This window comes from Mesorhizobium sp. W067 (assembly GCF_054719525.1).
This window is the reverse complement of record NZ_JBTTII010000001.1, coordinates 5562119-5581597: the sequence shown is the minus strand read 5'-3', so window position 1 is coordinate 5581597 and position 19479 is coordinate 5562119. Positions and strand designations below refer to the sequence as shown.

Annotated in this window: 17 protein-coding genes and 1 tRNA gene; 12 read left to right on the top strand and 6 right to left on the bottom strand. The window is 63.1% G+C overall.

The genetic code is table 11. From position 1 onward, the window contains the following. Positions 1–107: 107 nt before the first annotated feature. Genes ACYG97_RS27170 through ACYG97_RS27155 form a run of 4 tightly spaced genes read left to right on the top strand, consistent with a single transcriptional unit; the run spans position 108 to position 4930 of the window. Entirely contained in the window at positions 108–1205 is a 1098-nt protein-coding gene (locus ACYG97_RS27170) for a microcin C ABC transporter permease YejB (RefSeq protein ID WP_023669509.1), read from the top strand. Continuing rightward, positions 1205–2344, top strand: a complete 1140-nt coding sequence (locus ACYG97_RS27165) for an ABC transporter permease (protein WP_023730907.1) — start codon at positions 1205–1207, stop codon at positions 2342–2344. The genes ACYG97_RS27170 and ACYG97_RS27165 overlap by 1 nt, the downstream gene beginning before the upstream one ends. Beyond that, on the top strand, positions 2341–3969 hold the full coding sequence (locus ACYG97_RS27160; protein WP_023732462.1) for an ABC transporter ATP-binding protein: 1629 nt from the start codon (positions 2341–2343) through the stop codon (positions 3967–3969). Before ACYG97_RS27165 ends, ACYG97_RS27160 begins: the two co-directional genes overlap by 4 nt. Positions 3970–3988: 19 nt before the next feature. Beyond that, positions 3989–4930 (top strand): 2-hydroxyacid dehydrogenase, encoded by a 942-nt coding sequence (locus tag ACYG97_RS27155; RefSeq protein ID WP_023732463.1) that lies wholly within the window; start codon positions 3989–3991, stop codon positions 4928–4930. A 12-nt stretch (positions 4931–4942) separates the two neighbouring features. Here the strand turns inward: ACYG97_RS27155 and ACYG97_RS27150 are convergent, their stop codons facing one another. Together ACYG97_RS27150 and ACYG97_RS27145 are read right to left on the bottom strand one after the other, a co-directional pair. Continuing rightward, positions 4943–5302: a hypothetical protein gene (locus ACYG97_RS27150; RefSeq protein ID WP_023669505.1), complete on the bottom strand. Its 360-nt coding sequence runs from the start codon at positions 5300–5302 to the stop codon at positions 4943–4945. A gap of 104 nt (positions 5303–5406) precedes the next feature. Further along, a complete protein-coding gene (locus tag ACYG97_RS27145; RefSeq protein ID WP_023732464.1) occupies positions 5407–6339 on the bottom strand; it encodes a class I SAM-dependent DNA methyltransferase in 933 nt (310 codons plus the stop codon). A gap of 105 nt (positions 6340–6444) precedes the next feature. Between ACYG97_RS27145 and ACYG97_RS27140 the strand changes: the two genes are divergently transcribed. Both ACYG97_RS27140 and ACYG97_RS27135 read left to right on the top strand, forming a co-directional pair. After that, entirely contained in the window at positions 6445–7455 is a 1011-nt protein-coding gene (locus ACYG97_RS27140) for a ligase-associated DNA damage response exonuclease (protein ID WP_023732465.1), read from the top strand. A gap of 244 nt (positions 7456–7699) precedes the next feature. After that, entirely contained in the window at positions 7700–9298 is a 1599-nt protein-coding gene (locus ACYG97_RS27135) for a cisplatin damage response ATP-dependent DNA ligase (RefSeq protein ID WP_023732466.1), read from the top strand. Between the two features lie 7 nt (positions 9299–9305). Here ACYG97_RS27135 and ACYG97_RS27130 read toward each other — a convergent pair whose 3' ends face one another. Continuing rightward, a complete protein-coding gene (locus tag ACYG97_RS27130; RefSeq protein WP_023732467.1) occupies positions 9306–10547 on the bottom strand; it encodes a hypothetical protein in 1242 nt (413 codons plus the stop codon). Between the two features lie 352 nt (positions 10548–10899). Between ACYG97_RS27130 and ACYG97_RS27125 the strand changes: the two genes are divergently transcribed. The 6 genes from ACYG97_RS27125 to ACYG97_RS27100 all read left to right on the top strand — a co-directional run bounded on the left by ACYG97_RS27125 (position 10900) and on the right by ACYG97_RS27100 (position 16785). Continuing rightward, positions 10900–10975: transfer RNA gene (locus ACYG97_RS27125), tRNA-Thr, on the top strand. Between the two features lie 492 nt (positions 10976–11467). After that, positions 11468–11656 (top strand): hypothetical protein, encoded by a 189-nt coding sequence (locus ACYG97_RS27120; RefSeq protein ID WP_023732468.1) that lies wholly within the window; start codon positions 11468–11470, stop codon positions 11654–11656. Continuing rightward, positions 11656–12837 (top strand): acyltransferase family protein, encoded by a 1182-nt coding sequence (locus ACYG97_RS27115; protein ID WP_023732469.1) that lies wholly within the window; start codon positions 11656–11658, stop codon positions 12835–12837. The genes ACYG97_RS27120 and ACYG97_RS27115 overlap by 1 nt, the downstream gene beginning before the upstream one ends. Beyond that, the gene (locus tag ACYG97_RS27110; RefSeq protein ID WP_023682047.1) at positions 12834–13946 is read left to right on the top strand and encodes a glycosyltransferase family 2 protein; all 1113 of its coding nucleotides are present in this window, start codon (positions 12834–12836) and stop codon (positions 13944–13946) included. The genes ACYG97_RS27115 and ACYG97_RS27110 overlap by 4 nt, the downstream gene beginning before the upstream one ends. Then, positions 13943–14989 (top strand): glycosyltransferase family 2 protein, encoded by a 1047-nt coding sequence (locus tag ACYG97_RS27105; protein WP_023732470.1) that lies wholly within the window; start codon positions 13943–13945, stop codon positions 14987–14989. Before ACYG97_RS27110 ends, ACYG97_RS27105 begins: the two co-directional genes overlap by 4 nt. Next, positions 14989–16785: an ABC transporter ATP-binding protein gene (locus ACYG97_RS27100; RefSeq protein WP_027049321.1), complete on the top strand. Its 1797-nt coding sequence runs from the start codon at positions 14989–14991 to the stop codon at positions 16783–16785. The genes ACYG97_RS27105 and ACYG97_RS27100 overlap by 1 nt, the downstream gene beginning before the upstream one ends. Before the next feature lie 123 nt (positions 16786–16908). Here the strand turns inward: ACYG97_RS27100 and ACYG97_RS27095 are convergent, their stop codons facing one another. The 3 genes from ACYG97_RS27095 to ACYG97_RS27085 are packed head-to-tail and all read right to left on the bottom strand — an operon-like array spanning position 16909 to position 19468. After that, a complete protein-coding gene (locus ACYG97_RS27095) occupies positions 16909–17739 on the bottom strand; it encodes a dipeptide ABC transporter ATP-binding protein (protein WP_023682050.1) in 831 nt (276 codons plus the stop codon). Then, positions 17739–18584 carry an ABC transporter ATP-binding protein gene (locus ACYG97_RS27090; RefSeq protein ID WP_023732471.1) on the bottom strand — a complete coding sequence of 282 codons (846 nt, stop codon included), beginning with the start codon at positions 18582–18584 and terminating at the stop codon, positions 17739–17741. Before ACYG97_RS27090 ends, ACYG97_RS27095 begins: the two co-directional genes overlap by 1 nt. Then, positions 18584–19468 carry an ABC transporter permease subunit gene (locus ACYG97_RS27085; RefSeq protein WP_050485757.1) on the bottom strand — a complete coding sequence of 295 codons (885 nt, stop codon included), beginning with the start codon at positions 19466–19468 and terminating at the stop codon, positions 18584–18586. The genes ACYG97_RS27090 and ACYG97_RS27085 overlap by 1 nt, the downstream gene beginning before the upstream one ends. Positions 19469–19479 lie beyond the last annotated feature (11 nt).

Sequence of the window (19479 nt, the reverse complement as noted above, 5' to 3'; positions counted from 1 at the left end):
ATGGCGAACCGGGGTGGGGGTGTGACGGCGTACGCCGGATCGAGACTACCCCCACCCCGCTCCGCTTCGCGGATCGACCCTCCCCACAAGGGGGAGGGTGAAAGCTGATGGGCGCCTACATACTGCGCCGTATCCTGCTGATGATACCGACCCTGTTCGGCATCATGGCGGTTGCTTTCGTCGTCACTCAATTCGCACCGGGTGGACCGGTCGAGCAGGTCATCGCCAGCCTGACCAACCAGGGCGGCAGCGACCGCCTCGGCAGCGGCGGCGGCGATGCAGGAGGCGGCGGCAATTTCGATGTGGCCGGTGACGTCGGCTCGAAGTATCGCGGCGCGCAAGGGCTCGATCCGGAATTCATCAAGAAGCTGGAAAAGCAATTCGGCTTCGACAAACCACCGCTCGAACGCTTCGGCATGATGCTGTGGAACTATGCCCGCTTCGATTTCGGCGACAGCTATTTCCGTGACATCTCGGTTCTTGACCTGATCCTGGAGAAGATGCCGGTGTCGATCTCGCTTGGGCTGTGGATCACGCTGTTGTCCTATCTGATCTCGATCCCCCTTGGCATCCGCAAAGCGGTCAAGGACGGCTCCGCCTTCGACGTCTGGACCAGCGGCGTGATCATCGTCGGCTATGCCATACCGGCCTTCCTGTTCGGCATATTGCTGATGGTGCTGTTCGCGGGCGGCTCCTTCTGGGACTGGTTCCCACTGCGCGGCATCGTCTCCGACAATTGGGACCAATTGTCGTGGCCCGACAAGATCGTCGATTATTTCTGGCACATGACCTTGCCGCTGACGGCGCTGGTGCTGTCGGCCTTCGCGACGACGACGCTGCTGACCAAGAACTCCTTCCTGGAAGAGATACGCAAACAGTATGTGGTGACGGCCCGTGCCAAGGGCCTGTCGGAGCGGCGGGTGCTTTACGGACATGTGTTCCGCAACGCAATGCTGATCGTCATTGCCGGCTTTCCAGCGGCCTTCATCTCGGCCTTCTTCACCGGCTCGCTTTTGATCGAGAACATCTTTTCCCTCGACGGTCTCGGGCTGCTCGGTTTCAGGTCCGTGTTGGCGCGCGACTATCCGGTCGTGTTCGCCAACCTCTATATATTTTCGCTGCTTGGTTTGTTCGTGACGCTGTTGTCCGACCTGATCTACACATGGGTCGATCCGCGCATCGATTTCGAGCGGAGAGACGTCTGATGACGCAGGCTGCAGCCGAGATCACACCGACAAGGATCGCCCGCCCCTGGCTGTCGCCGCTCAACAAGCGGCGCTGGCAGAACTTCAAGGCCAACCGGCGCGGCTACTGGTCGTTGTGGATATTCCTCGCTCTGTTCGTGCTGTCGCTGTTTGCCGAACTGATCGCCAACGACAGGCCGATCGTCGCCTACTACAAAGGCGAGATCCTGTTCCCGGTGGCGGTCGCCTACCCCGAGGAAAAATTCGGCGGCTTCTACGCCGTCACCGACTATCGCGACCCGGTCATCCGCGACGAGATCAACGCCAATGGCTGGATGATCTGGCCGCCAATCCGCTATTCCTACCGCACCGTCAACAATGCGATCCCCGACGCCGCTCCCGCAAAACCGTCATGGGAATACGACGCGCAGAGGCGATGCAGCCAATATCCGCAAGGCGCTGCCGATCCTGACTGCATTGTCGGCAACTGGAACTGGCTGGGTACCGATGACCAGGCGCGCGACGTGCTGGCGCGCATCATCTACGGGTTCAGGATTTCCGTGCTGTTCGGGTTGATCCTGACTGCGGGTTCGTCGGTTATCGGCGTCGCCGCCGGCGCGCTGCAAGGGTATTTCGGCGGCTGGACCGACCTTCTCTTTCAACGCTTCATAGAAATCTGGTCGGCGATACCGCTGCTGTATCTGCTGCTGATCGTCGCCGCCATCCTGCCGCCGGGCTTCTTCATCCTGCTCGGGCTGATGCTGCTGTTCTCCTGGACGTCGCTTGTCAGCGTGGTGCGCGCCGAATTCCTGCGCGCTCGCAACTTCGAATATGTCAACGCTGCCCGCGCCCTTGGCGTGTCCAACCGCACCATCATGCTGCGCCATCTTCTGCCCAACGCCATGGTCGCGACGCTGACCTTCATGCCTTTCCTGGTCAGCGCCTCGATCTCGACGCTGACCTCGCTCGACTATCTCGGTTTCGGCCTGCCGCCAGGCACCGCTTCGCTTGGCGAACTGCTTAAACAGGCGCAGAGCAATCTCAACGCTCCCTGGCTTGGTATATCCGGCTTCGTGGTCATCTCGCTGATGCTGTCGCTGCTGGTGTTCATCGGCGAGGCGACGCGCGATGCGTTCGATCCGCGCAAGGCGTTCCGATGAGCGAGCCCCTGCTCTCGGTCCGCGATCTCAGCGTTGCCTTCACGCAAGGCGGCAACCAGTCGATAGCCGTCGACCACATCTCCTTCGACCTCGCCAAGGGCGAGACGGTGGCGCTGGTCGGCGAATCGGGCTCCGGCAAGTCGGTCTCCGCGCTTTCGGTGCTGAAGCTGCTGCCCTACCCGACGGCCAGCCATCCCTCGGGCAAGGTCCTGTTCCAGGGCGCCGACCTTTTGGCGATGAACGAAAAGCAGTTGCGCAGCGTGCGCGGCAACAAGATCACCATGATCTTCCAGGAGCCGATGACTTCGCTCAATCCGCTGCACACGATCGAGCAGCAGATCGTCGAGATCCTGGCGCTGCATCAGGGCATGGGCGACCGCCAGGCCAAGGCGCGCACGCTGGCGCTGCTCCACGAGGTGGGCATTCGCGAACCGGAAAAGCGGCTCGACGCCTATCCGCACCAATTGTCCGGCGGCCAGCGCCAGCGCGTCATGATCGCCATGGCGCTGGCCAACGAACCGGAACTGCTGATCGCCGACGAACCGACAACGGCGCTCGACGTCACCGTGCAGGCGCAGATCCTCGAATTGCTGGCGGAGTTGAAGAGCCGTAAGGGCATGTCGATGCTGTTCATCACCCATGATCTCGGCATTGTCAGAAAGATCGCCGACCGCGTCTGCGTGATGACCAAAGGCAAGATCGTCGAGACCGGGCCGACCAAGGACATCTTCGCCAACCCGCAGCACGCTTATACCAAGCACCTGCTCGCCGCCGAGCCGAAAGGCAAGCCGCCGGCCGCCAACGACGCCGCCAAGCCGGTTATGACCGGCAAGGACATCAAGGTTTGGTTCCCGATCAAAAAGGGTTTCTTTCGCACCACCGTCGACAATGTGAAGGCGGTGGACGGCATCGACGTCACCGTGCGCGCCGGCCAGACCCTCGGCGTCGTCGGCGAATCCGGCTCCGGCAAGACGACGCTCGGGCTGGCGCTGGCGCGGATGATCTCATCGACCGGCACCATCCAGTTCAATGGCAGCGACATCAACCAGCTTTCCTTCAACGCCATGCGGCCGCTGCGCCGCGAGTTGCAGATCGTTTTCCAGGACCCGTTCGGCTCGCTCAGCCCGCGCATGTCGGTCTCGGAGATCATCGAGGAAGGCTTGAAGATCCATGAGCCGAAGCTGTCGCCCGACCAACGCGACGACAAGGTCGTCGCCGTGCTGAAGGAGGTCGGGCTCGATCCGGTGACCAGGAACCGCTATCCGCATGAATTCTCCGGCGGCCAGCGCCAGCGCGTCGCCATTGCGCGCGCCATGGTGCTCAATCCGCGCTTCGTCATGCTGGACGAACCGACCTCGGCGCTCGACATGAGCGTGCAGGCGCAAGTGGTCGACCTCTTGCGCAATCTGCAGGCCAGGCACGACCTTGCCTATCTGTTCATCAGCCACGATCTGAAAGTCATTCGCGCCCTTGCCAATGACGTCATCGTCATGCGCAATGGCAAGATCGTCGAAGCCGGCCCTTCCGAACAGATTTTCGAGCGCCCGCAGACCGACTATACGAAGGCGCTGATCTCGGCCGCGTTCAAGATCGAGACGGCGCCAGTCGGTATCGTCAGCGAATAACAGGGAATACAATCCGCAAATGGAAAAAGGCAAAATCCTGCTTGCCGTCACCGGCTTTCATCCGCAGCGCTGGCGCGAGCTGCTGTCGGCCGAGCGCGAAGTGGTGCTGGAGCCGGACGGCGCCTCTGACCCGTCGATCACCTATGCGGTGGTGTGGAAGCAGAAGCCGAACCTCTTGAAATGGCTGCCGAATCTACGCGCAATCTTCTCGATCGGCGCCGGCGTCGACCATATCTTCGCCGATCCCGGCCTGCCCGATGTGCCGATCGTCAAAGTGGTCGCTGACAACCTGACGCAGTACATGACCGAATATGTCGTCTGGCGCGTGCTCGACCATCACCGCCAGGGCATGCTCTATCGTGCGCAGCAGCCGAAGAAGACCTGGCACGAACCGCCGCAGCGGCCGGCCGGTGACATCTCGGTCGGCATTATGGGGCTCGGCAATCTCGGCCGCGCGGCGGCATCGGTGCTGTTGTCGCTCGGCTTTGCCGTCAATGGCTGGTCGCGCAGCGACAAGGCCATGAAAGGCGTTGCGACCTACGCCGGAGAGGCCGGGCTGATCCCCTTCCTCAACGCCACCGACATACTGGTGGTGCTGTTGCCGCTGACGCCGGATACGCACGGCATCATCAATTACGGCGTGCTGAAGGAATTACGCAAGCGCAACGGCCTCGGCGGCTCGGTGCTGATCAATGCCGGGCGCGGCCGGCTGCAGAAGGACGCCGACATATTGCGCGCGCTGGACGACGGCACGCTGAAGGAGGCGAGCCTCGACGTGTTCGAGGTCGAGCCGCTGCCGAAGACCAGTCCGCTATGGAGTCACCCGAAAGTGTTCGTGACGCCGCACGCGGCGGCGACCTCCGACCCTGTCCACCTGGCGCCGAGCATGTTGCGGCAGATGGATGCCTTCGAGCGCGGCGAAAAGCTTGATAACGTGGTCGACCGCAAGGCGGGGTACTGAGGAAGTTCAGGTTCAGCTCGGCAGGGTGAACTTCTTCTGTTTGTTGGGCTTGCCGCAGTCGCGGCGGACGATCGAGCGGTTCATGGCGTCGATCTTGCCACTTGCCAGATCAGTATCGCGCTTGCTTTTGGAGCGCATATCCGGCGTGAACGGGCCGAAGCCCATCGCCGGATTGGAGAAGCTCGGCTTGGCGTCCGTCGACAGATGGTATTGCTGCGCCAGTTCGTTGCGCTGCGCCAGCAACTGGTCGCAAGGCACGTTGTCATATTGCAGCGACGATTGCACGTCCTGGTCCTGCCGCTCCGACATCGAACTGCCCATGCAGCCGGTCATTGCCAGGCAAGACACCAAGACCATCATGTTCCAGCGCATGTGTTCCTCCTCAATGCCTGCCGAGGGCTTTTCCCGGCTTGTATCCTACCTGATGCCGCGCCAGCCGCAAAAATCCTATTCACGTTTTCGAACAAGACGAGACATCAACCCTTGGACGAGGGCACCGCCAGCGCGGCAAGCCCGTCGACCGGCTGGCGGCGATCCCAGCGGATGACGGTCGGCTGCATCGACAGCACCGACAGGCCGTTTGCGGCAAGCACCCGCTCGACATAGGCTTGAGAATGGGCGTAGCGACGAGACGGCTGCAGCGCGAAACCGGCGTCGCCGCCCGCCCCGCCCTTGGCTGGCTTTTCGACGGAAAAGGCAAACAGGCCATTGGTGGCCAGAATGCCCGCGACGGTCTTCATCACGCGATCGAGCGCGCCGACGTAGATGAACACGTCGGCCGCCACCACCAGATCGGCTTTCGGTCCGGCATAGGCGAAATCCTGCAGATCGGCCTTGGCGAGCAGATCGTAGACGCCTTTGGCGCGGGCCTTTTTCAGCATGGCGGCGGAGATGTCGTAGCCCTCCAGCCGTTCGGCGACCGGCCGCAGTTTCTCGCCCATCAGACCGGTGCCGCAACCAAGGTCGAGCGCCAGCGAAAAGCGGCCCGCCCTTGCCGCTCGAATGGCGCGATCGAGAAACTCCGGCAGCCGGTAGCCGAGCTTGCCGACCAGCGAATCTTCGAAAGTTTCGGCATAGTGGTCGAACAGCGTTTCGACGAAGGCGCTGGGTGGCGCCGCGGCAGCCGGCGCCTTGCCGATGAGTTGCAGCTTCAGCGCAGCGCCAAGGCGATCCGCCGGGTCGAGTTTCAGCGCCGTCGCCCATGCTTGAGCCGCCACGTCGAGCCGCTCGGCCGTCTCCTGCATCTCGCCAAGACGGAACCAGCCCGCCGCCCATTGCGGCGCCAGTTCCAGCGCGCCGAGCAGCAGCTCCGCCGCTGCCGCGTGCTCGCCCGAGCCGAAAAGCATCTCGGCATAGTCGGCGCGACGGTCGGCGGTCAGGTCGCCGGACGAGATTTTCAGCGGTTGCATGGCGATGGCCCCGCCGGCTGATGCGGCCGGTGGCTGGCTGTAGGCCGAGTCAGCAGTCTCTTGCAACAGGCTTCCCGCGCTGGAATTAGCCACTATCTTGACTGGATGCGCGCCAGCGACCTGCTCCATCCCCGGCCTGAAGGCCTTTATTGCCCATGCGGCGATTTCTTCATCGACCCGGTGCGGCCAGTCAACCGGGCGTTGATCACGCATGGCCATTCCGACCATGCCCGATCCGGCCATCGTTCGGTGCTGGCGACGCAGCAGACGCTCGACATTATGGGGTTGCGTTATGGCGAGGATTTTGCCGGGACAACGCAAGCGGCCGTGCTTGGCGAAGCGATGGCGCTGAACGATGTCAGCGTCACCTTCCATCCGGCCGGCCATGTGCTGGGCTCGGCGCAGATCGCGGTCGAGAACAAGGGCAGGCGCATCGTCGCCTCCGGCGACTACAAGCGCCAGAAGGACGCGACCTGCGCACCGTTCGAACCGGTCCAATGCGATGTGTTCATCACCGAGGCGACCTTCGGCCTGCCGGTGTTTCACCATCCGCCCGACACGGAGGAGATCGCCCGGCTGCTCAAATCGGCGGCGCAGTTTCCCGAGCGATCGCATCTGGTCGGCGCCTATGCGCTGGGCAAGGCACAGCGGGTGATGCGGCTGCTGCGCGATGCCGGTTATGACAGACCGATCTATATCCACGGCGCGCTGGCCAAGCTCAGCGAATATTACCAGAGCCAGGGCATCGACCTCGGCACGCTGGAGCCGGCAACCGTCGACAGCGGCGGCAAGCAGGATTTCACCGGGGCCATCGTTGTCGGCCCTCCATCGGCCTTCGCCGACCGCTGGGCGCGGCGCTTTCCCGACCCGATCTCGTGCTTCGCCTCGGGCTGGATGCGCATCCGCCAGCGCGCCAAGCAAGGCGGCGTCGAACTGCCGCTGATCATTTCCGACCATGCCGACTGGGATGAACTGACCGCCACCGTCAAGGAGACGGGCGCCGGCGAAATCTGGGTGACGCATGGCCGCGAGGAAGCGCTGGTGCGCTGGTGCGAGCTGGAAGGCATCGCCGCCAGGCCACTGCACCTGGTGGGATATGAGGACGAGGGCGATTGATGGTGATTTTTGATCCAGAAATCGCCGGCGCGGCGATCCTTACCACCCCCCTCTGGCCTGCCGGCCATCTCCCCCGCAAGGGGGGAGATCAGATGTCACCTCCGCTTTCGCCAATCGCCAACCTCGCAAGATGGGCGGCAAGATCAAGGCTGCCAATCTCCCCCCTTGCAGGGGAGATGTCCAGCAGGACAGAGGGGGGTGCGCCAGAACGCAAACCTCTGCCGTCAACGCGGTCCTTGCATCCATGAACCGCTTTGCCGAACTCCTCGACCGCTTGGTGCTGACGCCGTCGCGCAATGGCAAGCTGACGCTGCTCGTCGATTATTTCCGTAGCGTCGAGGACCCCGACCGCGGGCTGGCGCTGGCGGCTATCACCGGCGACCTCAACATTGCGGCGGTCAAGCCGGCGATGCTGCGCACGCTGGTCACCGAGCGCATGGATCCGGTGCTGTTCGGCTATTCCTACGACTATGTCGGCGACCTCGCTGAAACCGTGTCGCTGGTCTGGCCGCAAACGCCGGGACATATCCCCAACCGGGAGCCGACGCTTGGCGACGTCGTGGCGAAGCTGCAGGCGGCGAGCCGCTCGGACGGACCCAAGGTGCTGGCCGGGCTGCTCGACAGCGCCGGCATTTCAGCGCGCTTTGCCATCATCAAGCTGGTCACCGGCGGCTTGCGCATCGGCGTTTCGGCGCGGCTGGCCAAACAGGCGCTGGCCGATTTCGGCAAGGTCGATGTCGCCGAGATCGAGGAGCTGTGGCACGGGCTGACGCCGCCCTATATCTCGCTGTTCGCGTGGCTGGAAGGCAAGGCCGAGAAGCCGAAGCGGACCGCACTTGCCCTGTTCAATCCGGTGATGCTGTCGAACCCGGTCGGCGACGGCGACCTCGAAAAGCTCGATCCGGCCGACTATGCCGCGGAATGGAAATGGGACGGCATCCGCGTTCAGGCGGTGTGCGAGGGCGGCGTGCGCCGGCTCTATTCGCGCACCGGCGACGATGTGTCCGGCGCATTCCCCGATCTCGCCCAGGCGATGAATTTTTCCGCCGCGCTCGACGGCGAATTGCTGGTCGGCGAGCCCGCGGCGACCGGCACGTTTTCGGACCTGCAACAGCGGCTCAATCGCAAGAGCGTGGCCCCGAAGATACAGCAGCAATACCCGGCCTTCATGCGCTGCTACGATGCGCTGCAGATCAACGGCGAAGATTTGCGCGCGCTACCTTTCCGCGAGCGGCGGGCCCGTCTTGAGGCCTTCATCACAACGCTGGACCCGCACCGTTTCGATCTGTCGCCATTCGTCGAATTCCCGGATTGGCAAACGCTGGAGGAACTGCGCCGCGCGCCGCCGCACCCGATCATCGAAGGCGTGATGCTGAAGCGCTGGGATTCGCCCTATCTCGCGGGACGGCCGAAAGGGCCGTGGTTCAAGTGGAAGCGCGATCCGCACACGGTCGATGCTGTGCTGATGTATGCGCAGCGCGGCCATGGCAAGCGGTCGAGCTTTTATTCCGACTATACGTTCGGCGTCTGGTCGGGGCCGGAAGGCGCGGAGGAACTGGTGCCGGTCGGCAAGGCCTATTTCGGCTTCACCGACGAGGAGTTGAAGCAGATCGACAAATTTGTCCGCGACAATACGGTCGAGCGTTTCGGCCCGGTGCGCTCGGTGCGCGCCGACCGCAGCCAAGGCCTGGTGCTGGAGGTGGCGTTCGAAGGTCTCAACCGTTCGACCCGCCACAAATCCGGCGTTGCGATGCGATTTCCCCGCATCTCACGGCTGCGCTGGGACAAGCCGACCGCCGAAGCCGACCGCATCGAGACGCTGCAGGCGCTGCTTGATCGCTAGGCGGCGCTTACGGTTCGATCGAAACGCGGATCTCGTAGATGTCGACCGCCTTGCCCTGCTTGTCGAAGTCGGAGTTGATGGCGATGCTGCCGGCCGCGCCCGGGGGCTTGTCGGGGAATTTCACGTCGAACAGATATTCGTTACGCTGCTGGCCGACCGCATAGCGCTTGCGGCCGCAGTCGCCGAGATCGCCGAAATTGCAGTCGACGGAGATCTGCGTGTCCTTGCCGTCCTCGGCGCGGGCGACGATGTCGAACACGGCATGTTTGCCGGCAAGCTTCTCCAGCACGCCCTGCCCGACATCGAAGCTGATGGCCGAGCCGGAAGCACCGGAGCGGATGCGCAGGAAGGAGCCGGTGTCGTCCTGCACGACATCGGCCTTGGCGTCGGACGGGGTCGCCACATGCGTTGGATCGGTGGGTGTAAACACGTTGATCCAGTCGCGCGTCTGTTCGGCGACACCAGGCTGCTGCGGCGCGCCAGGCTGCTGCGGCTCAGTTGTATCGGCAGGCGGCGTGAAGTCGTCATCGTCGACGGTCGGCGGCGCTTCGGGCGGCGCCGTGTCGAGCTGCGCCGGCGTCTTGAAGACCCCGGTCTGCACGGCGAAATAGAGGCCGATGCCGGCGGCGGCGAGCAACGTCACGCCAAAGAAGATCGCCGTCAGCGGCAGGCGGCGGCCCCTTATCCGCCTTTCATCACGGTCAGGCGCCACTTCCGCCGCGGCCTCGGCCGGCGCGGAATCGGCCATATCGATCGCCGGGGCGCCGGGCAGCGTGGCGTCAGGCATGATGTCGGGGACGACCGGCAGCACGCGCGAACGCGGCGCGTCGGATGCCTCGGGCTGAACCGGTTCATCAACGACGATCGCAGGCGACGGTCCGGCCGCGACACCTGTCGGGGCATCGACCGCGGGCGCTTCGGCGGCGCCCTGTACGGCGTCTTGCGGCTGCGCAACGCGTTGCGTCAGCGCGGTATCTTGTGTCTGCGCAGCGCTCTGCGTCGGCGCGGCGCTCTGCGTCGGCGCGGCGACATCGGGGACCGCGGGCAGGAATTCGGATTCGATCTCGGCGATCTTTTCCTGGACCCCCTTGCGGCGCTTGATGGCGGCTTCCACCGTCACGCCGGGATTGGCCTGGAGCACGCGGTCGAGCGCCGCGAAAGCCGACCGATAGACCCTCTCGCGAAATGCCCGGTCCTCGGCGTTGCCTTTCTCGAAGGCGTTGCGGATCGCTTTTTCGATCGCGTCCAAGCGAATTTCCCCTGTCCGTTCGCTTACATTGCCATGATCGTTAGCCGCAGGAGACCAATCAATCAACGGGCGAGCGCCCGCATTCTGCCTTACAGGCCTGTTCAAGGCCCATTTCGATGCGTTTTGGCAATAAAATCAGTCGGTTTTGCCGCCTTGCCGGGCAGTTTGTGCGCAGTCCACCGCGACGTCTCCGCGTAGCCGAAAAAGCAAATGAGGCGGTGGCTCATTGCGCGCCAATGGAAAATGCCGGGACGAATTGCCGGATGCCGGCTCGAAATCGCGGTTGCCCATCTTGAATTAGCGGCCGGTTGAGTCTATCACCCAGCCGATCCTGGAACCTCGCGCTTCCCGGGCCGCTTTAGCTCAGTTGGTAGAGCACATCATTCGTAATGATGGGGTCAGGTGTTCGAGTCACCTAAGCGGCACCAGTTCTCCATCCGACGCAAGCGTGACGGCAGGTGCAAGGCTAATGCACGTCACTCCCTACGCCAACACCGGCACTTCCTGTCTGCCTCGTCGACATGCGCCATATGGCCGCCGCCACAGGATTGCGTCGTCAGACGCTTGACCATCGACTATGCTGCATCGCGCAAGATCGACAACCTAGAGAACCCGACACTACAAGCATAATTTATAAGATACAAAACCACTACCTTAGAATAATCTTCGTCAATTTTGACCTATATCAGACACTCCGGATTATAGTTGTGTAATTAAACCGTGTCTTTTCTGACATGGTACCACTTCTCGTACAGCATTGCGGACGTGAAAAACCCTCGGTGACGCAACGCACTCGCAAATCATACCCATTTTTAGCACTAACTCACACAAATATTACGGCTCGATAGATATTTTGTGTTGCACTGCACCATTGCCCGGTTGCACCATTTCTTGGGGGATCTGGTACCGGGAAGTGCGCCGTGGAGGATTCCGCCAAGTTGATCAGCTTGAATTTTTCGCTGGCCAGCACCGATTTCGAGGCTGCCCCGCGCAAAAGGCGCGGGTTTGATGTTGTCGGCGCACTCTCGACGCTGGCAGGCCTCGACCTGAGGCCCGGAATGCAGGGCCGCTGGCTTCATCGGAGATTTCAGACCGGCGGAAATGACTGATGGCGGTCGCGCGTGACAATCAGTTGGACGCTGTGCGCGCCATCGCTGTCACGATGGTTCTCTATTCCCATTTCCTTGCACCCAACGGGTCCTCCTTTTGGGGCCACATCGGGGTGCGGCTTTTTTTTGTGCTGAGCGGCTTCCTGATCACACGACTGCTGCTCGAAGCGCGCGCCGCGGCCGAATTCAAAGCCGGCCCTGCATTGAGTTCCTTCTACATCAGGCGCGCGCTGCGCATATTCCCGCCCTATTTCGCCGTGCTTGGGTTCGTCTGGCTGACCGATCTGGAGCAGTCCAGTGGATCGCTCGTCTGGCATGCGCTTTACCTGTCGAATTTTTGGTACGCGCTGCGCAACGAATGGACGCCCTGGCTACTCTGCCATTTCTGGAGCCTGAGCATCGAGGAGCAGTTCTATATCGCCTGGCCGCTGGTCGTGCTTCTCGCACCCCGCCGGCGGGTGGAAGCGATCACTATCGGCGTCATCCTGTTGTCGCTGGCCTATCGCTTCTACTGGCCGATCACCGCCACCCCGGCGCTAGCGCGCGACCTGCTGCCGCCAGCATCGATGGACGCGCTGGCGTTTGGTGCTTTGCTTGCCTGCCGGCGGACCAGAGGCGCCGGCCTGCCGCAATGGATGCGGCTAGGCTGGCCAGCCCTTGCGGCTGTCTTCCTGGCGATTGAGTGGCTTATCCCTGCGCCGGCCGATCCTATGCTGGAATGGGCCCGCTGGGCGTTGCTGCAGATCCTGCCCCTAGTGCCGCTGGTGGCCGTTGTGGCCGCCTGTTCAGCCGGCCTTGGCGGCGTCCTCGGCAGGGTTTTCGAACTGCCACCGCTGCTGTCACTGGGCCGCATCAGCTACGGCGTCTATCTTTACCATCCGATCCTTCTGTCGCTCGCCGTCAAGTCACAGCCCTGGATCCCGCTCAATGTCTCGGAGCAGGGGCCAGGGCGTTTCCTGGTCGCGAGCGCCGCCACGATCGCCGTCGCTTCGATCTCGTGGACGGCTTTCGAAAAGCCGCTCAACGGCCTCAAGCGCCGCTTCCCCTATGTAGCGCGCCGCCGCTCCCAGGCACGCTCTGGCGATGCCGGCTGGCTCGGCAGGGCGGCGGACGCCTATCCCGGCGGATCCCCCGATGGCCGCGCCGCACTCGAACTCCGGCGAACGGATGCACAGAGATGACCACCGCGCCGCTCGTCTCCGTCCTGCTGCCGGTCTACAATGCCGGGCCTTATCTCACCGCTGCGCTGGAGAGCATTCTGCGGCAAGACTACGATCGCCTGGAGGTCATCGCTATCGATGACGGATCGACTGACAACTCGCTCGAGATTCTCGAACGATACCGCCGGGCAGACAATCGCGTTTCTGTCATCTCGCGTGAGAACCGCGGCCTCGTCGCCACCCTCAATGAAGGGCTACGACTGGCCCAGGGCGAGCTTGTTGCGCGAATGGATGCGGACGATGTCGCCTATCCCCGGCGCCTCTCGCGCCAGGTCGCACTGTTCGAGCGGCGGCCCGATCTCGGCTTCTGCGGCGCCTGCGTCGATACCTTGCTTCACGGCCGTATCGCCAAAGGCAGGCTAGACCCGGTGTTCCGGCTCGGCCGGCTCGACATATTGTCGATGTTCTTTACGATATTCTTACATCCGACGGTGATCTATAACAGGAAGGTTATTGGGAACAACGATCTCTATTACGATCCAAAATATAGGCATGCCGAGGATTTCGATCTCTTCAGACGGCTTGCCGGCCGTTTCCCGGCGACCATATTGCCCGATAGCCTGCTCGTCTATCGCATCCATGCGGGAAGCGTGACCATGCGGCATGCCAAGGAAATGCGCAGGACGCATTTGCGGATCGTGGCCGAAAATCTCGAGCGTGAGGGGCTTGCGGAAACCACAGCGGATCTGCGCGACATCGGCGAGGCCGTCTCTTTCGACACGGTTTCGCGCGCAGCCGATTTCATCCGTGCGCTTGAAGAGCGGATTTCCGAGCTGCCGACCGACACACGGCCAAGCTTCGAGGCAGGCGCGCTGAACCTGTTCTATTTCCTCTACCAACTCGTCGGCGACGAAGGAGAACCGCCGCTGACCCACGAATTGCTCACGCGGACGGCGAGATGGAATTTCATCCGGCGCCGCGAACAATATGCGCTGCGTCCCGGCGTCTGGGCGCCTTGGCTGAGCCTGCTCTCGATAAGGGCCGGAAAGCGGGCGGACGCGGTGGCCTACTTCTTCAAAACCACGCCGGCCGAAGCGGTGCTTGCGCGTTATCAGCGGGGACTGGTATGACCGACAGGCCCCACCCGCTCCTGCGCGATCACCAGTTTGCGAGTGCGCCTGTCCCGACATCTCCCCGATCGGAGCGGCCGTCGCTCGAGGTCAGTTTCATCGTCTGCACGCGCGACCGCGCCGCTGTGCTGGAGGCTTGCATAGCCTCGATCCAGGCGGCATGCCGGGTGCACGCCACCTTCGCGGCAGAGTTGGTGGTGGTCGATAATGGTTCACGGGACGGCACGTCAAAGCGGCTGGCCGCTATCGCCGAAACTTCCGACATCCCAGTCACAGCCGTCTCGGAGACTCGCCCCGGATTAGCCGCTGCCCGCAATGCCGGATTGGCGCGAGCGCGAGGCCGCGTGCTGGTCTTCGTCGACGACGACTGCAAGCTCGACCGCGACTATCTCCGCGACCTGGAGCGGCACTACCGGAGTGGCGAGAAGTGGCTGATCCGCGGCGGCCGGGTCGAGCTCGGTGATGCCCGGGACCTGCCCTTCACCATAAAGCTCTACGAGGCAAGCGAGCGGCTGACCCCGGCGGTCCACCCCGGCGGCTTCGTGCTCGGCTGCAACATGACCATGCACCGCGACGTCGCGGCCCGCATCGGGTCGTTCGACGAACGCTTCGGCGCTGGCGGCCCGCTACGCTCGGCTGAAGATACTGATTATCTCGTGCGGGCGATGCTGCTCGGCATGCCGGTCGAGTATGTGCCCGACATGACGGTCTTGCATCATCACGGCCGGCGAGACCGCAAATCGATCGACAGGCTGCACCGCGACTATAGCCTCGGTAATGGTGCGCTGTGCCTGAAACATGTCCGCCACGCCCCTTGGCTGCTTCGCCATGTCTATTGGTCCGCGCGGGCCGCGTTCAGGGAACTGGCGGGCCGTCCTCGCTTTGACCGCGACCTCGATCTGTCGCACTGGCCTATTGTCGTTATGAATCTGGCAGGTGCCGCCAGATTTGCGCTGCTCGTCATGATGGGATGGCCAAAACGGCTGCCGCTGCGCCACGACCGAGAAGCCAGCGAAGCCAATGCGGAGGCCAGAGCGCGATAATGTCACTGATTCCGTCAGCCCTGCCAATGCTGCGCCGCGCACTTGGTGGCAGGCTGTTGCGGCTCGTTCCCGTCGTGGTGGGGCTCGGGCTTGCAGGCGCCGCGCTGGAAGGCCTCGGCATCGGTCTCATCATTCCGCTGCTCGGCATCATTATGGGACGTGGCGAAACATCAGGCATGGCCGGTTTCTCCGCCCTCCTCCAGCAGGTTGGAGCGGACCTCGGCGAGCGCCAGCGGCTGATCGCCATTTCGGCCGCGATCCTCGGTTCGATCGTACTGAAAAATGTCTTTGCCTTCGCCAACACTCTGCTGACCAGCTACATCTACGGCAAGGCAGGTTATTCGATCCGTAGCGCACTGTCGGAGCAGTTGCTCAGGGTCGGCTACCCCTTTTTCCTGCAGCAAAGCCCCGGGCGGCTGCTCAACATCATCTCCAACGAATCCTGGCGAGCATCCGACGCTATCCAGGCCCTGCTCGGCGCGATCGTCAGTGCCTCGGCCGCCGTCATCCTGCTCGCCTTCCTCCTGCTCCTCTCTTGGCAGATGACGCTGCTGGTGACTCTAGGGCTGGCGCTTGTCCAGCTGGCGCACGGGGTTTTGTCGTCCAATCTGAAGGCGCCGAGCCGCAGCGTCGTCTCGCGCAACAGCGCACTGGCGTCGCAGATGCTGCATCTGGTGCATGCCGGGCGCCTGATTCGCATCTTCGGGCAGGAGAACCGCGAAAAGGCGGTCTTCGCCAAAGCGTCCGACGGGGTGCGGCGGGCGGCTTTCGTGCTTTCAATCCGCCAGGGCGTCTTGCCGCCACTGACCGAGGTATTGCACGCAATGCTGTTCCTGGCGGTGGTGATCGGAGCCTGGCTGGCGAATGTAAGCTTCCCGCTGACCGTCGCCTTCCTCATCCTGCTCTACCGACTGCAGCCGCATATGCGCGCCTTGCAGATGTCCTGGAGTCAGTTGCAAGGGATGAGCGGCTCGCTGGAGGAGGTACAATGGCTGCTCGATCCTTCCGACAAGCCCGAGGCGCCGCAGGGCAGCCTGCCGTTCGACGGCTTGCGCCAAGGGATCAGCTTCGATGATGTGAGCTTCGCCTATTCCGGTCCCCTGTCAGGCCCCGACGCGCGCGAGGCGGTGCTGCATAAGGCGGTGTTCGACATCCGCAGCGGCCGCTCGACTGCGCTGATCGGCCGCTCGGGCGCCGGCAAGACGACGATCGTCAATCTCCTGTGCCGCTTCGTCAAACCCGACAGCGGCAGGATCCTCGTCGATGGGGCACCGCTCGATGAAGTCGACCCAAGCCAGTGGCGGCGGAACATTGCCCTGGCCAGTCAGGAGCTGGAACTGGTCGATGGCACCATTTTTGAAAACATTATCTACGGCTACGACACGGCCTCGGCCAGCGACGCCATGCGCGCCGCAAGGCTGGCCGAGGCACATCAATTCATCGAGCACCTGCCGCAGGGTTACGCGACGCTGGTCGGATACCGGGGCATCAACCTGTCAGCCGGACAAAGGCAAAGGATCGCCCTGGCGCGGGCGCTGGTGCGCGATCCCGATATTCTCATCCTCGACGAAGCCACCAGTGCGGTGGATGGGTTGTCAGAAGCCGCTATTGTCGAGACGCTGAAATCGCGGGCCGGCCGCCGCACCACCATTGTCATCAGTCATCATTACAGCACCATATCGTTCTGCGACGACGTGGTGATCTTGAGCCGCGGTCGGGTGAAAAAACAGGCCCCCTTCGCAACCCTGGCAATGCTCAGCATGGACGAGCTTTACCAGCACGGAGCGGGTGAGTGATGGGGCGCACCCCAACCTGCGACGCGGCTTGCGCCCGGCAGCTCGCAGATCGCGATCAATCCTGCCGGCAAACCACCGCCGCGACGCATTTCCGATTGTTCAAAAACAATTCTCGGTGAGAGGTCAGGCGGCCTTCTTCTTCGCCAACCGCGCCTTGATCGAGGCGACGTCGGCGCGCGGCGTCGCGGCGAACAGCGTTCTGGTGTAGTTGTGCTTGGGGTCGGCGAAGACCTCCTCGCGCGAGCCGTATTCGACGGCTTCGCCGAAATACATCACCATCACATCGTCGGCGATGTAGCGCACGACCGACAGATCGTGGCTGATGAAGACATAGGTCAGCTGGAATTCGTCCTGCAGGTCGGCGAGCAGGTTGAGCACCTGCGCCTGCACCGAAAGATCAAGCGCGGAGACCGGTTCGTCAAGCACCAGCAGGCTCGGGTTCAGCATCAGCGCGCGGGCAATGGCGATGCGCTGGCGCTGGCCGCCCGAGAACATGTGAGGATAGCGATTGTAGTGCTCGGTTCCGAGGCCGACTTTCTTCAGCATCCTCATGGCGAGGTCGCGCCGCTCTTCGGCCGGCTTGTCGGTGTTGATGAGCAGCGGCTCGCCAAGCACATCTCCGATCTTTTGGCGCGGATTGAGCGATCCGTAAGGGTTCTGGAAGACGATCTGCACCTTGCGGCGCATCTCCCTGGTCAGGCCGTTCCTTGCGATGTCGACCTTGTTGCCGTCGATGAACAGTTCGCCCGACGTTGCCGGATCGATCAGCGTGATGATACGCGCCAGCGTTGACTTGCCGCAGCCCGATTCACCGACGATGGCCAGCGTCTTGCCCTTGTCGACGCTGAACGAGACGCCCTTGACCGCATGCACGGTGCGCGCGCCGCGAAACAGGCCGCCGCCGACGTGATAGTCGCGCACGATGTCCTTGCCTTCGACGACCTTGATGCTCATCAGAAGCCCCCGGCAGCTGGTTCGAACAGCATGTCCGAGACGGTCGGCAGCCGGTCGCCGACGGCATTATCCGGCAGCGCCGACAAAAGTGCGCGGGTGTAATTGCTCTTCGGCGATTCAAACAGCGACAGCACGTCGGCCTCTTCCATCTTGCGGCCCTTGTACTGGACGATGACGCGGTCGGCCGTCTCGGCGACCACGCCCATATTGTGGGTGATCATGATCAGGCCCATGCCGTATTTGACCTGCAGCGACACGAGGAGGTCGAGGATCTGCTTCTGGATGGTGACGTCGAGCGCGGTGGTCGGCTCGTCGGCGATCAGAAGCTTCGGATTGCAGGCGATGGCGATGGCGATCATCACGCGCTGGCACTGGCCGCCCGACATCTGGTGCGGAAACGAGTTCAGCCGTTCGGCCGGCTCGGCAATGCCGACCTGCGTCAGCAATTCGATGGCGCGCTCGCGACGCTGGGCCTTGTCCATGCCCATATGGAAGCGCAGCACCTCCTCGATCTGAAAGCCGACGGTGAAGCACGGATTGAGACTGGCCATCGGCTCCTGGAAGATTATCGACATGTCCTTGCCGACGATCTTTCGCCGGTCGGCCGGGCTCATCTTCAGGAGATCGCGGCCGTTGAAGCTCATCTCGTCGGCAGTGACCGTCGCCGTCCACGGCAACAGCCCCATCACAGCCAACATCGACACCGACTTGCCGGAGCCGGATTCGCCGACGATGGCCAGCACTTCACGTTCGTTCACATGGAGCGAGACGCCATCGACCGCGCGGAACGGGCCGGATGCGGTCTGGAACTCGACGACGAGATTGCGGATGTCGAGCAGCGCCATTACGACCTCCTCAGCTTCGGATCGAGCGCATCGCGCAGACCGTCGCCGATCAGGTTGATGGCAAGCACGGTGATGAGGATGGCCAGACCGGGGAAGGTCACCACCCACCAGGCGCGCAGGATGAATTCACGCGCCGAGGCGAGCATGGTTCCCCATTCCGGTGTCGGCGGCTGGGCGCCAAGGCCGAGAAAGCCGAGAGCGGCCGCCTCCAGGATGGCGTTGGAGAAGGACAGCGTGCCCTGGACGATCAGCGGCGCCAGGCAATTGGGCAGGATGGTGCGCAGCATAAGCCTTATATGGCCGGCGCCGGCGACCTTGGCGGCGACCACATATTCGCGGCTCTTTTCGGCCATGACGGCAGCGCGCACCAGACGGGCAAAGTGGGGTTGCAGGACGAGCGCGATGGCCAGCATGGCGTTGAACAGGCCGGGGCCGAGGATGGTGACCAGAACCAGCGCCAAGAGCAGCGACGGGAAGGACAGGATCAGATCCATGACCCGCATGATCGCCACGTCGACCCAGCCCCGGAAATAGCCGGCCAAAAGGCCGAGCGTGATGCCGCCGACAAGCGCCAGCGTGACCACGACGGCGCCGATGAGCAGCGAGAAACGCGCGCCATAGAGCAGGCGCGAGAGCATGTCGCGGCCGACCGCGTCGGTGCCAAGCAGATATTCCATGCTGCCGCCTGCCTGCCAGGCCGGCGGACGCAGGAAAGCTGTCTTGTCCTGGATGTCGGGCGCATAGGGTGCCAGCAGCGGTGCAAAGAGCGCGGCCAGCACCAAAAGGATGAAGACGAACAGGCCGATGACGGCGCCGCGGTTTACCGAGAAATAGTGCCAGAAGGTCCTGAAGCCGGTCAGACGGTCAGGGTTGCCGGCGGCCATCGGGGCGATTT

What these genes read in the sequence shown, in the direction of transcription:
- ACYG97_RS27170 (WP_023669509.1), top strand. Translation starts at nt 108, where the DNA reads ATGGGCGCCTACATACTGCGCCGTATCCTGCTGATGATACCGACCCTG.
- ACYG97_RS27165 (WP_023730907.1), top strand. Translation starts at nt 1,205, where the DNA reads ATGACGCAGGCTGCAGCCGAGATCACACCGACAAGGATCGCCCGCCCC.
- ACYG97_RS27160 (WP_023732462.1), top strand. Translation starts at nt 2,341, where the DNA reads ATGAGCGAGCCCCTGCTCTCGGTCCGCGATCTCAGCGTTGCCTTCACG.
- ACYG97_RS27155 (WP_023732463.1), top strand. Translation starts at nt 3,989, where the DNA reads ATGGAAAAAGGCAAAATCCTGCTTGCCGTCACCGGCTTTCATCCGCAG.
- ACYG97_RS27150 (WP_023669505.1), bottom strand. Translation starts at nt 5,302, where the DNA reads ATGCGCTGGAACATGATGGTCTTGGTGTCTTGCCTGGCAATGACCGGC.
- ACYG97_RS27145 (WP_023732464.1), bottom strand. Translation starts at nt 6,339, where the DNA reads ATGCAACCGCTGAAAATCTCGTCCGGCGACCTGACCGCCGACCGTCGC.
- ACYG97_RS27140 (WP_023732465.1), top strand. Translation starts at nt 6,445, where the DNA reads ATGCGCGCCAGCGACCTGCTCCATCCCCGGCCTGAAGGCCTTTATTGC.
- ACYG97_RS27135 (WP_023732466.1), top strand. Translation starts at nt 7,700, where the DNA reads ATGAACCGCTTTGCCGAACTCCTCGACCGCTTGGTGCTGACGCCGTCG.
- ACYG97_RS27115 (WP_023732469.1), top strand. Translation starts at nt 11,656, where the DNA reads ATGGCGGTCGCGCGTGACAATCAGTTGGACGCTGTGCGCGCCATCGCT.
- ACYG97_RS27110 (WP_023682047.1), top strand. Translation starts at nt 12,834, where the DNA reads ATGACCACCGCGCCGCTCGTCTCCGTCCTGCTGCCGGTCTACAATGCC.
- ACYG97_RS27105 (WP_023732470.1), top strand. Translation starts at nt 13,943, where the DNA reads ATGACCGACAGGCCCCACCCGCTCCTGCGCGATCACCAGTTTGCGAGT.
- ACYG97_RS27100 (WP_027049321.1), top strand. Translation starts at nt 14,989, where the DNA reads ATGTCACTGATTCCGTCAGCCCTGCCAATGCTGCGCCGCGCACTTGGT.
- ACYG97_RS27095 (WP_023682050.1), bottom strand. Translation starts at nt 17,739, where the DNA reads ATGAGCATCAAGGTCGTCGAAGGCAAGGACATCGTGCGCGACTATCAC.
- ACYG97_RS27090 (WP_023732471.1), bottom strand. Translation starts at nt 18,584, where the DNA reads ATGGCGCTGCTCGACATCCGCAATCTCGTCGTCGAGTTCCAGACCGCA.
- ACYG97_RS27085 (WP_050485757.1), bottom strand. Translation starts at nt 19,468, where the DNA reads ATGGCCGCCGGCAACCCTGACCGTCTGACCGGCTTCAGGACCTTCTGG.